We start from the raw sequence: 13,561 nt of genomic DNA, 5'->3' as shown, positions 1-13,561 counted from the left end.
TCCGCGCGCTGCGGGGGTATGCGTTCTCTGACAGGCCGGTATGAGGCGACCCTGCCAGGGGGGCATCAACTCGATACGCTATGGTCTGCGAGCATACCTCGATCGCGTATCCCGTTCAGGTTCGCGCTTCTGCGGGAGTTTGGTACGATTTTAAACCTCGACGAGCCGAAAGGTTCGCGCGCCGCGTGCCAGCCAAGACAAAATTCAGATGCACAGTTCAGAACAGAATTCGTTGCCGCTCGTTGATCTCGAAGTTGGGCAAAGCGGCGAGCTCGTGAGGGACTCCGAAGAGGGTGTTCCAAAGCGCTTGCGCGAACTCGGATTCGTTCCGGGTACCCGAGTGACGCTGGTTCGCCGCGGTGCGCTGGGTGATCCCATCGAACTCGAGCTTCGAGGTTTTCGCATGTGTTTGCGGCGGCGAGATCTCAGCGGCATGAGTGTGATGAGGATCGAAAACTGATGGCGTCCGGCAACCCACTGACCCTGGAAGACATGGCGACAAGCAACACCAGTGACGTGGTTGCGCTGGTCGGTGCACCCAATACCGGCAAGACGACGCTGTTCAATGCGCTGACGGGATCGCGGGCCAAGGTTGGCAACTATCCGGGGGTCACGGTCGAACGGCGCGAAGGCAAGATCCAGAAGCTGAACAATTCGGTTCAACTGATCGATCTTCCCGGTACCTATAGTCTGATTCCAGAGACTCTCGATGAGCGAGTGGTCGAGGACATGCTCTCGGGTCGAATCCCCGGCGAGAGTGCCCCAGATGCAATTCTCGTCGTCGCGGATGCAACCACCCTCGAACGCGGCCTGGCCCTCGTGCTGCAGGTTCTCTCCTCTCATCCCGATTCGCCGGTGGCGCTCGTGGTCACCATGATCGACGAGCTTCGCGCACGGGGTGGGCTGGTGAACTTCGACAAGCTCGGGCGCCGTCTCGGGATCGCAGTATTTCCCATCGTGGGCAACCGCGGCGTGGGACTGGACCTGTTGTTGCGCGCGCTCGAAGCCCCCACCCAGTGGCGCCGCGGCGAGGGCATGGAGCCGGTCGAGTCCACCGAAGCGCGCTTCGAACAAGTCGATGCGTTGTGGGCAGAGATCAAACAGCGCCCTTTGAATCGAGATGAACACACCGACCGAATTGATCGGGTTCTACTTCACCCGGTATGGGGCGGGCTGATCTTTGCGGGTGTGATGATCTTTGTCTTTCAGAGCATCTTCACCTTCGCCCTTCCAGCGATGGACGGCATCGACTCATTCTTCTCTGAGTTGGGGAGAATGTCGCGAACAGCGATGCCCGAAGGTTGGTTCACAGATTTGTGGATCGATGGAATATTGGCCGGAGTCGGCTCTGTGATGATCTTCCTTCCCCAGATCGTCATTCTCTTTACGCTGATCCATTTTCTCGAAGACATCGGCTACATGGCCCGGGCGGCGTTTGTGGTCGATCGCGTGATGGGTTGGTTCGGACTCCAGGGCCGCTCGTTCATCGTGCTGCTCTCCTGCTATGCGTGCGCGGTGCCGGGGATCATGGCCGCGCGCACAATTCCGAACCCGAGAGACCGTCTCGCCACCATTCTCGTTGCACCATTCATGACCTGCTCGGCCCGGCTCCCCATCTATACACTTCTGATCGCGGCTTTCGTTCCCGCAGTCTCAGTCGGATTGGGGATTGGACTCCAGGGGCTCGTGATGCTGGGGCTCTATCTGTTGGGGGCGGTCACCGCCATGGTTTCCGCGGCGCTCCTCAAGGCGACCGTGATTCGCGGTCATGTTTCGACGTTCTATATGGAGCTTCCGCCGTATCGCTTCCCCACGCCGAGACTTTTGGCGTCCCAGGTCTGGCGCAGCGCGAAGGCCTTCTTGAAGCGTGCGGGCACGATCGTGTTCGTCGCCTCGTTGATCGTATGGGCGCTGCTCAACTATCCAAAGGCAGAAGTGATCCCCGGTGCGACCCCCGCGGCCCAGGCGCAGATGGATCTCGAAGCGAGCTTTGGCGCTCGGATCGGCAAGGCAATCGAACCCGCCATCGCACCCCTCGGTTACGACTGGAAAATTGGCGCCGGCTTGATCGCGAGCTTTGCCGCACGCGAGATCATTGTCTCGACGCTTGCGCAGATCTACGCCGTAGGAGATGCCGACGATTTCGAAGGGTTGCGCGGAGCGCTCCAGGCGGACGTAGATCCGAGAACCGGAGAGCGCGTGTTCAGTCTTCCGGTCGCGCTTTCGTTGCTGGTGTTCTTTGTGTTTGCGCTTCAATGCACTTCCACCATCGCCGTGATGGCGCGGGAAACCGGGGGGTGGCGTTGGCCTATGTTTGCGCTGACTTATATGATGGTATTGGCGTGGTGCGGAGCGTTTGTGACATTCCGAATCTCGAGCTTGCTGCTCTAATCGCGGTCCTGCGAAAACGCAGTATGGGGTCGGCGATTACAGACGAGCGGATCTAGCGGCAAAAGACAGGAGGCAAGATGGCGGACAGTATTGAAATTACGGATGAATGGCGCAAAGTGATCGGCGTCGAATCAGCGCCGTGGACCCACGAAGTCACCACCACGAGCGTCCGCGCGTTTGCGCGCGGGGTGGGGTACACGGATCTCGTGTACTTCGACGAAGCCAAGGCCAAGGCGGCGGGGTACCGAAGTCTTCCGTGTCCCCCGACCTATCTGGGCACGCCAATCTTCATTCCCGGTGTGTGTAGCGATACGTTCAGTGGTCTAAGAAATACCGGACCTTCGATCGATCCTGGCCTGCCAAATTTGCTGGACGGCGGAACCGAAACCGAATACTACGCGGACATCTGTGCTGGAGACATCCTCACTGTGATCTCGTGTATTTCGGATCTCTCGGTGCGCAAGGGAAGGACGACCGGCGAGATGCTGATCATGACGAACGAGACCAAGGTCGTAAACCAGGACGGTGAACTCGTGGCGACCCAGCGCGGCCAGGCCCTCTTTTTCTGAGCCGCTCGAAAGAAGATCTACGTACGCGAATAGGCAAGCAAAGAGACAGGAGAATTCGAGATGCCGAGAACCTGGGACTCATTCAAAGAGGGGGACGCTCTCCCCGAACTCATCAAGAACCCGGACGTAACCCAGCTCGTCAAGTACGCCGCGGGCGGCGGCGATTTCAATCCGCTTCACCACGACTTTGAGTTTCCGCAATCGAAGGCCATTGGTTCGATCATCATTCATGGACGCTTCAAGTATGCCGCGCTCGGGGAACTAGTTTCCAACTGGCTCGACCACGGCGGCCGCATCAAGAACCTTGCCTGCCAGTATCGCGGCATGGACTTGCCCAATCAGGAGATGACCCTGGGTGGCATAGTCAAGCGCAAATGGGAAGAGGGCGGCGAGAAGCTCGCCGAACTCGAACTCTACGTGAACAACGCCAAGGGCAAGAACACGACCCCGGGCACGGCAGTGGTTCGTTTCAACTGATCAGACAGTCGCCTCGACGTCCGCCAACAAGAACGCATCGCCGAGCACCGTCTTTCCGTCGAGACTGTGGACCTTGCGGCCCACGGCGTGGACGATGTCGCGGCTGAAAACGACCCGCCCCACATGGCGACCGGTGCAGAGTTCGAGGGCGCCCTCGGCCATCATCTCGACGGGTTCGGCCATGTCGGGGTTTCTGCGGGCGATGTCGCGCACGTAGCTTGCACCGTGGGTCAGCACGATCGATGTCGGCGCCATGGCGTTTACGAAGATGTCGTGTTCCGCGACTTCGTGGGCCAGGGCCGTGGTGTAGCGCTCGAGTGCGGCCTTGCTGGCTCCGTAGGGGCCGATGACCAGGGCGGCAATCTTGGAGTCGCGGTAGGGAAGCTCGGGTTGCTTCGAGGTCGCGCTGGAGATGTTCAAGATCCAGCCGCCGCCCCGGGCCTTCATGCTGGGAATGGCCTGCTGTGCGAGGTCGATCGGGCCGTTCACGTTCATGTCGAACATATTGCTGCGTTCAAGGGTTGTGCACTCACTCGGAAGCTTCATGCTCGATCCGGCGGCATTGTTCACCAAAATATCGATTGGGCCAAAGGCCTCGCTCGCCCGCTCGATCAGATCTGCCCGGGCCGAAGCGTCCGACAAGTCGCATGCGACGGCCGAGGCCTTGCCGCCGTTCGCCTGCACGAGAGAAACCGATTGCTCGAGGGTTCCCACCAAATCGTCATGGGCCCCCATACGCGACGCACAGAGCACAACCGATGCGCCCTCGCTGGCCAGTCGGGTTGCAATGGCGAGCCCGATGCCGCGACTCGCACCCGTAACGAACGCTACTTTCCCGTCACATTGACCCATTTTCAATTCTCCTCTGGAGCGCCTGGAGACGTCTGGACGACAGGAAGCAAGCTACCATGAAACAGCCGCCGCGCTTGCGTAGTTCCGAGGATGTTGGGGACTGTGGGTCGACTGCGGCGAAGGGCTGGAGTATTCCTCACGCATGAGTCTACGTGGAACCGGGCAGGGCGGGGTGCTGAGTCGCACCCGCGAGCTGTTTCAGGTCCTGGGCGGGGCGGGTTTCTTGAGCCCGCGTTACCTGAGGAGCATGAAGCGGGCGGTCTCGAAGTACGGGTCGACGACCGCCGCTGGCTTTTACGCCGCCGCCCAGCGCGATCCCGATCGCACGGCGGTTGTAGACGACACCAGTTCGCTGACCTTCGCTGAAATGGATCGCTCGACCAATGCCATCGCACGAGGCCTGGCTGAAGCCGGAGTGAAGGCCGGCGACAGTGTCGCGTTGTTCGCGCGCAACCACGTTGGCTTCGTTCGGGCGCAGGTCGCCCTGGACAAACTCGGCACCAACACCTTGATGCTCAACACCGGCTTCGCAGCGCCGCAGCTCGAAGAAGTGTGTGCGCGTGAAGGCAGCCAGTTGATCATCTACGACGAAGAGTTCCGCGACATTGTCGAAATGGGAACTGTGAGCAGACTCACCCGGGTCGTGACCTCGGCCGAAAACGGCGCTGCCGAAACAACCCTCGAGCAGTTGGCGGAAAATTACGACGATGCAGAGCTCGACGCCCCATCCCAGCCCGGTCGCTACACGATTCTGACCTCCGGCACTACGGGCTCTCCGAAAGGTGCGCAGCGCAAGATGAAGCGCCAGGGCATCGATACATTGATCGGCCTGTTTGGGCGCATGCCCCTTCGCACCGGGATGCGCAATCTCGTCGTCGCGCCGACCTTTCATTCGTGGGGCGGGCTGCATCTGCTGGTCGCGGCCCAACTCGGTTGTACCGTTTGCCTGAGACGCCGGTTCGATCCGGAAGGCACCCTGGCGGCCATCCAGGAGTTGGGGGTTCAAATCATGGCGGTCGTCCCGGTCATGATGCAGCGCATCCTCGATCTGGGTCCCGAGATCATCGGTCGCTACGACACCTCGACCCTCGAAGCGGTCTGCGTGAGCGGTTCGACACTTCCGGGCGGCCTCGCGATCGAGTGGATGGATACCTTCGGCGACAACGTCTACAACCTCTACGGTTCTACCGAGGTCGCCCAGGCTACGATCGCCATGCCCGATGAATTGCGGGCTGCGCCCGGTACTGCCGGTCGCCCGCCCCGCGGCGTAACCGTGCGTATCCTCGACGACCAGGGTCACGAATTGCCCTCCGGCACGACCGGACGCATTTTTGTCGGCAACGATGTCCAGTTCGACGGCTACACGGGCGGGGGCAACAAGGAGATGATCGACGGTCTGATGTCCAGCGGCGATGTCGGCCACTTCGATTCAGAAGGTCGCCTCTTCGTGGACGGCCGCGACGACGACATGATCATCTCGGGGGGAGAAAACGTCTTTCCACGAGAAATCGAAGACCTGCTTTCGAATCACGATCAGGTGTTGGAAGCTGCGGTGGTTGGTGTTGCCGACGAGGAATTTGGGCAGCGTCTCAAGGCGTTCGTCGTGCTGCACGAGGGTGCGAGCGAAGATGAGGCTGGGCTGAAGGACTACGTAAGGGCCAACCTTGCCCGGTACAAAGTGCCCCGCGAGATCGTCTTCCTCGACACCCTGCCGCGAAACACGACGGGCAAGGTCCTCAAGCGGGACTTGCTCGATAATACTCCGTAGCCAGACACGGGTGTTTTATCCAGATTGCTCGTATTCCGGGTTGTTCCTTCAGAGGTGTGGTGAATTTACCGATTGCTGGAATGTCATTCGTCCTGAACGGCCATTGAGTTCGAAGGGACATGGAGAGACGGAAATGTCGCGCTCAATCCTGGTCGTCGAGGATCACCCGGACAATCGCAAGCTCGTCTGCTGGTGTCTCGAGGATGCTGGCTACAGCTTCGAAGCGGTAGAGACTGGCGAGGAAGCCCTGGCGGTGCTCGAGCAACGCTCCTTCGGGCTCGTCTTGATGGACATTTCATTGCCGGGAATCGACGGCAAGGAAACGACACGGCGTCTGCGAGCGAACTTGCGATTCAAAGATCTCCCGATCCTTGCGGTGACGGCCCACGCCGTCTCGGGAGAGGCCGAGGATATTTTGAATTCCGGCGTCAACGGCCTGATCACCAAGCCGATCCTCGAAGAGGAGCTACTCGAAGCGATCGCGACCTGGATTGGTTCGGACTCCTAAAAAAATCAACGCCCAGTTGGCAACGCTCAAGATTCGCGGGATTTGCGTGCCTTCGCCGCGAGAATCGACCGCACGAGTTGCGCCGCCTCGCTCTGGCCCTTGGAAAGGATGACCTCGACCTTCCCGCCGAGACGGTCATAGTCCTTGCGGTGGAGTTCCTTGCCGCTCATGACAATGATGGGGATTTTTGACCAGGTCGGATCAGATTTGACGTTCCTGAGAAACTCGAACCCGTCCATTTCGGGCATCATGAGATCCAGGAAAATTACATCCGGCTGGAAGTTGACCAGAGATTCGAGCGCCTCGCCGCCATTGTTGGCGACCGTGGCATCAATCTGGCTGTCGATCAGCGTGGTGGCGATCAGTTGACAACTGTCCGGATCGTCGTCAACGATCAGGGCGCTATGAATCTCATCCACGAGCACCTGATGGACTGTTTCTACCAGCACCTCTGCGTCGACGGGTTTTGACAAGAACGCGCATGCGTCGATGTCGAGTTCTCGTGCGTCTTCGGCGGTGGCGGAGACGATGACCACTGGGACGTCCGCAATCGCGGGAATCCTTTTGAGTTTTCGCAGAATTTCGTAACCGTCCTGTCCCGGGAGTTCGAGGTCGAGGCAGATGATGTCCGGCGAAGTAGTCTGCGCTTGTGAAATCGCCTGCTCGAGGTTCAGTGCGGTTTGGACGGCGTATCCAGCATCCAGGAAGGTGAGGCTGAGGTACTTGAGAATGTCGGGCTCATCGTCGACACAGAGAACCGTGAGCCCTGTAGCCGGCTCATCAGATTCCTGGGTTGAGGCATCCGGGGAGAGTGATTGGTCAGACGACTGATCATTCCCACCGCTCGGGTTGACGACCTGTCTGGCGAGCGACGCCACTAACGGGATGGTAATCCAGAAGTCGCTCCCCACTCCGTATTCGCTGGTAAACTCGAGCCGGCCCCCGTGTAGTTCCGCGTAGTGTTTGACGATGACGAGGCCCGTACCACCGACTCGCCTGTCCGAGTTCTGGTCTACTTGCATGAACCGAAGGAAGAGTCGATCTCGATCTTCTTCGCGAATCCCAACTCCGCTATCGACCACCCGTATTTGAGCGGCATCTCCCAGCTCTGGATCCACCACCTTGCGCAAACTCACCGTGATGTGCCCTTGGTCGGTGTACTTGATCGCATTTGAGATCAAATTGTTGATCATCTGTCTACATTTGACGCTGTCGGCCTGGACGTTTAGCGCCGTATCTTCTGAGAGGTCGAGTTCAACCCGGAGCCCTTTGGCCTCCGCAGTCGGTGTCAGTTCCTGCGTGGCATGCTGCACGACTTCACTCAAATCAAAAGCTGTGTAGTCGAGCTCCACTCGACCGGCCTCGATCTTCGAAAGATCGAGGATGTCGTTGATGAGAATGGGCAGATGTTCGGCGTTGCGGTCGACCGTCCGCAGAGCGTCCATGTCTCGCTCGCCGATTTGTTCGGGCAACCGCTTGATCAGTCGCTTTGTAAATCCCATGATCGAATTCATGGGTGTCCGAAGTTCGTGGGACATGTTCGCGAGAAAATCGCTCTTCACGCGACTGGCTCGTTCCGCTTCTTCGACCGCGTTCTCGAGATGTGAAATCAGTACCTGGCGCTCTTCAGACAGCTGGGCCTGGCGCGCGTAAGTCTGAACGTAGTCGATGAACAGCCCGATTACGGGGATCATGTAGCTGAACGCTTTCGTCGCGTGTGCCACATTGAATGCCGAATCGTGCAGACTGGTCGAGCCAAAGGCCATGTAGAGCTCGGTAGCAATATCGGGAATCAGCGCGATCAGGAGCATGTACGAAAAAACGTTGCGGTGCAGTCGCAGATACATGGGGAAGACGACCAGGGCGTTGATCGCGTACGGAATGATCGGATAGATGTCGAACGGGCGTTTGATGGTGTTGTCCGGAAACATGGTTTGCGGAAGCGTCGCGGTGTTCGCGCAGTAGTCGATGATCAAATATGCGGTCAAAACAAATACGCCGCTGATCGCCACCATTCCAGCCGGACTGATCTGCCCCCCTCCTCGCCGGAAACTCAGGACCACGATCGTTACGCCGACGAGCTGAATGACGGCATTGAACATCCGGCAGATTGCCCAGGTGAATGGGATGAGGTCTTTGTTATCTGCCTGGGCGGAGATGAGGCGATCTGCCGCCAAGGTGTGGAAGGCGTCCATTGCTCCAGCGCACAACAGGGCAATGCCGATGATCATGAGCGAGCTTTCTCGCGTCAGTCGAAATTGCATCATCGCGAGAGCGAACAGGAAGACCGCAGACGCGGTAGCGCTCCATTCGAGCAATGTATGGGTGTAGTTCCCACGTGCGGCCGCGTGGACTGCTTCGCCCAGGCTGGACTGCGTCATGGCGCCGGTGTCGGCGATCAGGAGAGGTTTGATCTCAGTCGAAAAATCTACACCCATCCCCATGAGCAGAAGTGGCAAGACACAAATCAGCGTGACTCCCGCTGCCCAGTTCCACGGCGAAAAAGAAATGTTGGAGGTCTCGAGAGTTTCGGAGACATTGGTGATGGTTGCTGCGGACAAATGATTTCAACCTTGGATGACTCGAAGGCGGGGCAAAGAGGCCTGGACACACCTGGCTGTTCGCGAGACCTCGACCGGATAATCGGAAGGTCTATTCCAGGGCTTGATCGCATCAGTCGAGGATGGATTCTTCTCGCTACCGATACGTCATTTAATGTTTTGCGCTTCGAGATTCGGGGTGGCTTTGCCCAGGGCCTACGCGCAGAAACTCAATTGGCCTCAATTGGCCTCAATTGGCTTCAATTGGCGATGAGCAGGCGCAGCCGGTTGCCGACGCGCTCGGCGTTGTCTGCGAGATTCGCGACCCAGCCAATGATCTGATTCCAGAAAACTACGCCCACCCCGAGCTCCGACTCGAGGGCGAACAGCTTTCGTTGCGCGCGTTCGGCGAGTTTGTCTGTGTCGGTCTCAATGCGCGAGAGCTCGTCGATCATCTCTTCGACCCGGACCACCCCGCGCCCCCGAAAACCGGTTTCGACCAGTTCGTCGAGCTCACTGATGATGCGGTCTGCAGCCTCGCAGGCCGCGATCACGCGACGAACCAGATCGATCATGGGTTCAACCAGAGTTTCCGGAAACATCATCGTTCGGATCTCGACCAGTTCGGCGATGTCTTGCGCCCGGTCGGCGATCGAATCCTGATAATCGAGAATTTCGAGCATGTCCCGCCGCTCGACCGCCAGCATCAAACGCTTGGGCAGGTGGCTGCGAATTTCGTTCTTGATGCGGTCCGCATCGTGCTCGAGGCGATCGATCGTCTCGCGATGGCCGGCGAGTTCTTCCGTCTTGCCCGCCGCCATGCATTCAAATAGCGGCAGCAACTCGCGTGCGCAGGATAGCGCCGCCGCCATGTGTTCTTGCATGGGGCGAATCGGAGACTTGCCGAAGAGATCTCCCATTAACGACACGGCGTATCCCTCCTATTGCGGGGTGAGCAGGCCCTTGAAAAAATAAAAGAAGAAGATCGACAGGAGCCCGGCGATGGGCAGCGTCAAAACCCACGAGCTCGCAATTTTTGCCACTACCCGCAGGTCGAGTGCGCCGATTCCACGCGCCAGTCCTACACCCAACACCGATCCTACCAGGATATGGGTTGTGGAGACGGGAATTCCCATGCGAGAGGCCACCACGATGGTTAGCGCCGCGGCGAGTTCGGCTGAGAACGCTCGGCTGGGCGTGAGCTCGGTAATCTTCTTTCCGACGGTCTCCATCACCTTGTAGCCCCAGGTCGCCAACCCGACCACGATTCCGATTCCGCCGACGACCAGCATCCAAGGCGCCACGGCGGCTTGGCCCGCGACCTCGATTCCTTGTTCGATATTGATGACCGACGCCAGCGGGCCAATCGCGTTGGCGACATCGTTGGAACCGTGTGCGAATGCGACCGCGCATGCGGTCAGGACCACCAGCACCACGAACACCTGCTCGGTTTGGAGAAAACGGTGCTCCTCTGAAGGTTCCATGGTTTTCATGCGACGCGTCATCACGGCGCCCAACGCGGCACCGACGACCCCCACTAGCGCCGCCCGCAACAACGCCTCGGGAAGGTCGTAGTCGAGGTTCATGTTCTTCAGACCCTTGAAGAGGGTGACGAGTCCAATGGTGAAAAACACCACAAAGAAGAACGCCGGGGCGTAGCGTTTGGCTTCCAGCAGTGGATCTTCCCGATCGAGAATCAATACTCGAATCAGCTGAAAAATCCCGTACCCGAGTATCCCACCGATGAGCGGCGAGGTGACCCAGGAAACCATGATCTCCCCTACCTTGTCCCAGGCCACGGCCTCGGGTCCAATTCCGACGACGCCGAACCCCACGATTGCGCCGACGATGGCGTGGGTGGTGGAAACAGGCAGGCCAAAGCGCGTCGCACCGACCAGAAGCGTTGCCGCTGCGGCGAGTGCCCCCAGCATGCCGAACTTCAAAATGTCTGGATCTGCGGCAAACGCGGTGGTATCGAGGATGCCTTTGCGCACCGTGTCCGTGACGTGGCCGCCCACGAAATACGCCCCACAGAACTCCAGCAGTCCGGCGATGATCACCGCGTTGCGGATGGTCAGGGAACCCGAGCCGACGCTGGTTCCCATGGCGTTGGCGACATCATTGGCCCCGATCGCCCAGGCCATGTACAGGGCGAGGCTACCTGCGATCCAGAGGACTGGAGAGAACCCGAGCCAGCTTGCGTCTACCACCCAATTCCCGCCTTTTGTGAGCCCAAATCGATGGCGGTGCGGCCACGGGCGCGTAGTCAACTCGATTTAGGCCTGAGGCGCAAGGCGCATCCGCCCAATTAAAGTAGCCTTTGAGTGGTGGAGAATGCCATTCAGCTTTGCAGCGTCTTCGGCCTCCGGCTGTTTCTAGCAGCCGGAGTCACAGGCCTGCTGTGTGGATGCGCAACACAGGGCGAATCCGCCCGCCAGCTCCACTTCGACGCGATCGTAATCGACGGACATTCGGACACGACGCCACGCTTCGAAGATCCGTCTTGGAATTTTGCGGATCGTCACCCAAAAGCCTTTGGCCATATGGATTTACCGCGAATTCGAGAGGGCGGACTCGACGTTCAGTTCTGGTCGATCTACATGGGCAAACGCGACATCCCGGGCAGCGCGATCCGCGAAGCGCTCGAGCGCATCGACGCAGTTCACGCGATGGCCGCGCGGCACCCCGAAGACGTTGTCGTCGCCGCGAGTGTCCGCGAAATTCGCGACGCGGTCGCCGCTGGAAAATTCGTCAGCTTGATGGGGATCGAGGGCGGCCACATCATCGAAGAGAGTCTGCCCGCGCTGCGCAATTTTTATCGACTCGGCGTTCGTTACATGACCCTGACCCATTCGTTCCACACGCCGTGGGCGGACTCTTCGGGAACCGATGAGACTCCAGAACCCGTCCACAATGGCCTCACCGAATTTGGCGAGCAGGTCGTCACCGAAATGAACCGGATCGGCATGCTGGTCGATATTTCCCATGTCTCCGACAAGACCTTCTTCGACACCCTCGAAGTATCGCGGGCGCCGGTCATCGCGTCGCATTCTTCGGCCCGCGCGGTCGCCGATCATCCCCGCAATATGAGCGACGAAATGTTGCGCGCCCTCGCGAAAAACGGGGGTGTCGTAATGATCAACTTCTATCCGGTTTATATTGACGAGCAGACCCAGGCGGTAGCGCGCGGCTACTTCGAAGAGCACGAAGCCACCCTCGACGCGCTCTGGGAACGGGCCGAAGGCGACCCGTCGCTGCAACGCAAACTGATGCGCGAATACTACGCCAGGTATCCCGTGCCCCAGACCTCGCTGGACGTGCTGCTCGACCATTTTGATCACGCGATCACGCTGGCTGGGCCAGACCACGTCGGAATTGGTGCGGACTGGGACGGCGTACCCAGCATGCCCGTGGGCATGGAAGAAATCAGCGACTTGCCTTCGCTCACCGAGGGTCTCCTCGCGCGGGGCCACTCGCGCGAAACGATCCGGAAGGTCCTGGGCGAAAACCTGCTGCGCGTGCTCGGGGCCGCGGAAGATGTGGCGCGCGAGATGCGCGCCGAAGGTCTGCGCGGTCGTCGATAGCAAGACCCGCAAGACCCGCAGGTAGCTCCGGCTCAGAGCGTTTCCGCGAAACTCTCGATCACCCGACAGAGTTGCGGACCGTCTTCGAGCATGACCGCATGGCCCGCCCGTTCGAGGGTGTGGAGCTGCCCGTTGCGCAAGAGCGTTTCGCAGATGTGCTTGGCGACCGGTTCAGGAAGTACTGCAGAGAGTCCTCCGCGCACGAGCAGTGTCGGACAGCGGATCTGGCGAAGTGCGTCTTCGAGTTGCTGTTCCATCGCTTGCCAGTCGCCGGCGCCCGCGCTTGGATTCAATATGCCGGGATCGAGTTTGAGTTCGAAGCGCCCGTCGAGCCGGCGGACGATGCATCGCGGGGCAAAATCTGCGAGCGCATCGGGATCTGCCCAGGGAAGTTGTGCGCCGAGCCACCGGCGGTAGCCCTCGACACTTTCGAAACTGTCGAGAGCGCTCTCGGTGTCATTGGCGATCTGGGTCAGGGCGGCGATCGAAAGGTTTGGCCCCGTATCGACCAACACCAGACCCTCGACGCGCTCGGGATGTTGGGCGGCAAACAGCGTCGCGGCGTGCCCGCCGAGGGAATGAGCTACGAGGATGACGCGATCCAGGCCGATCGCATCGAGTGCAGTGGGCAAATCACGCGCGTAGTCGTCGAGCTGGTAGCGACGTTCGGGGGACCAACCCGAGTCTCCATGTCCGCGCAGATCGATCGAGATGGGGCGCAGCAAGCGACGAGAGATGGTTTCTGCGATCGAGCGCCAGACGTGTCGATTCTGCGAAAAGCCGTGAAGCATGACCAGCGGGCGGCCTTGCTCGCAAAACGATTCGCTAGCCAGGGTTACGATGTCTTTACTCGATAGATCACTCAATGCTTC

General features: G+C 59.6%; 12 protein-coding genes. 7 read left to right on the top strand and 5 right to left on the bottom strand.

Features of this window, described 5'->3' with window-relative positions; all coding sequences use genetic code 11:
* The first annotated feature begins 208 nt into the window (after positions 1-208).
* The 4 genes from IH881_02580 (at position 209) to IH881_02565 (ending at position 3,437) form a co-directional block, all read left to right on the top strand.
* Complete coding sequence (locus IH881_02580) at positions 209-460, top strand: ferrous iron transport protein A (GenBank protein ID MCH7866554.1); 252 nt, start codon at positions 209-211, stop codon at positions 458-460.
* Positions 460-2,391: a ferrous iron transporter B gene (locus IH881_02575; protein ID MCH7866553.1), complete on the top strand. Its 1,932-nt coding sequence runs from the start codon at positions 460-462 to the stop codon at positions 2,389-2,391. The genes IH881_02580 and IH881_02575 overlap by 1 nt, the downstream gene beginning before the upstream one ends.
* Before the next feature lie 77 nt (positions 2,392-2,468).
* On the top strand, positions 2,469-2,960 hold the full coding sequence (locus tag IH881_02570; GenBank protein ID MCH7866552.1) for a MaoC family dehydratase N-terminal domain-containing protein: 492 nt from the start codon (positions 2,469-2,471) through the stop codon (positions 2,958-2,960).
* Positions 2,961-3,020: 60 nt separating this feature from the next.
* Positions 3,021-3,437 (top strand): hypothetical protein, encoded by a 417-nt coding sequence (locus IH881_02565; GenBank protein ID MCH7866551.1) that lies wholly within the window; start codon positions 3,021-3,023, stop codon positions 3,435-3,437.
* On the opposite strand, the gene IH881_02560 is transcribed toward IH881_02565, so the two are convergent.
* Positions 3,438-4,289 carry an SDR family NAD(P)-dependent oxidoreductase gene (locus IH881_02560; protein ID MCH7866550.1) on the bottom strand — a complete coding sequence of 284 codons (852 nt, stop codon included), beginning with the start codon at positions 4,287-4,289 and terminating at the stop codon, positions 3,438-3,440. It lies immediately after the preceding gene.
* Between the two features lie 142 nt (positions 4,290-4,431).
* On the opposite strand from IH881_02560, the gene IH881_02555 reads away from it, so the two are divergent.
* Both IH881_02555 and IH881_02550 read left to right on the top strand, forming a co-directional pair.
* Positions 4,432-6,057, top strand: a complete 1,626-nt coding sequence (locus IH881_02555) for an AMP-binding protein (GenBank protein ID MCH7866549.1) — start codon at positions 4,432-4,434, stop codon at positions 6,055-6,057.
* A 133-nt stretch (positions 6,058-6,190) separates the two neighbouring features.
* Complete coding sequence (locus IH881_02550) at positions 6,191-6,565, top strand: response regulator (GenBank protein MCH7866548.1); 375 nt, start codon at positions 6,191-6,193, stop codon at positions 6,563-6,565.
* A 26-nt stretch (positions 6,566-6,591) separates the two neighbouring features.
* On the opposite strand, the gene IH881_02545 is transcribed toward IH881_02550, so the two are convergent.
* The 3 genes from IH881_02545 to IH881_02535 all read right to left on the bottom strand — a co-directional run bounded on the left by IH881_02545 (position 6,592) and on the right by IH881_02535 (position 11,249).
* The gene (locus IH881_02545; protein MCH7866547.1) at positions 6,592-9,126 is read right to left on the bottom strand and encodes a response regulator; all 2,535 of its coding nucleotides are present in this window, start codon (positions 9,124-9,126) and stop codon (positions 6,592-6,594) included.
* A gap of 239 nt (positions 9,127-9,365) precedes the next feature.
* Positions 9,366-10,034 carry a TIGR00153 family protein gene (locus tag IH881_02540; GenBank protein ID MCH7866546.1) on the bottom strand — a complete coding sequence of 223 codons (669 nt, stop codon included), beginning with the start codon at positions 10,032-10,034 and terminating at the stop codon, positions 9,366-9,368.
* Positions 10,035-10,046: 12 nt separating this feature from the next.
* On the bottom strand, positions 10,047-11,249 hold the full coding sequence (locus tag IH881_02535) for an inorganic phosphate transporter (protein ID MCH7866545.1): 1,203 nt from the start codon (positions 11,247-11,249) through the stop codon (positions 10,047-10,049).
* Between the two features lie 183 nt (positions 11,250-11,432).
* Between IH881_02535 and IH881_02530 the strand changes: the two genes are divergently transcribed.
* Positions 11,433-12,689 carry a dipeptidase gene (locus IH881_02530; GenBank protein MCH7866544.1) on the top strand — a complete coding sequence of 419 codons (1,257 nt, stop codon included), beginning with the start codon at positions 11,433-11,435 and terminating at the stop codon, positions 12,687-12,689.
* Positions 12,690-12,721: 32 nt separating this feature from the next.
* On the opposite strand, the gene IH881_02525 is transcribed toward IH881_02530, so the two are convergent.
* A complete protein-coding gene (locus IH881_02525; protein ID MCH7866543.1) occupies positions 12,722-13,555 on the bottom strand; it encodes an alpha/beta hydrolase in 834 nt (277 codons plus the stop codon).
* Positions 13,556-13,561: the final 6 nt, after the last annotated feature.

Source organism: Myxococcales bacterium, assembly GCA_022563535.1.
In the GTDB taxonomy this organism is placed as follows: domain Bacteria; phylum Myxococcota_A; class UBA9160; order UBA9160; family UBA4427; genus DUBZ01.
This window is presented reverse-complemented; position numbering and strand designations above follow the sequence as displayed.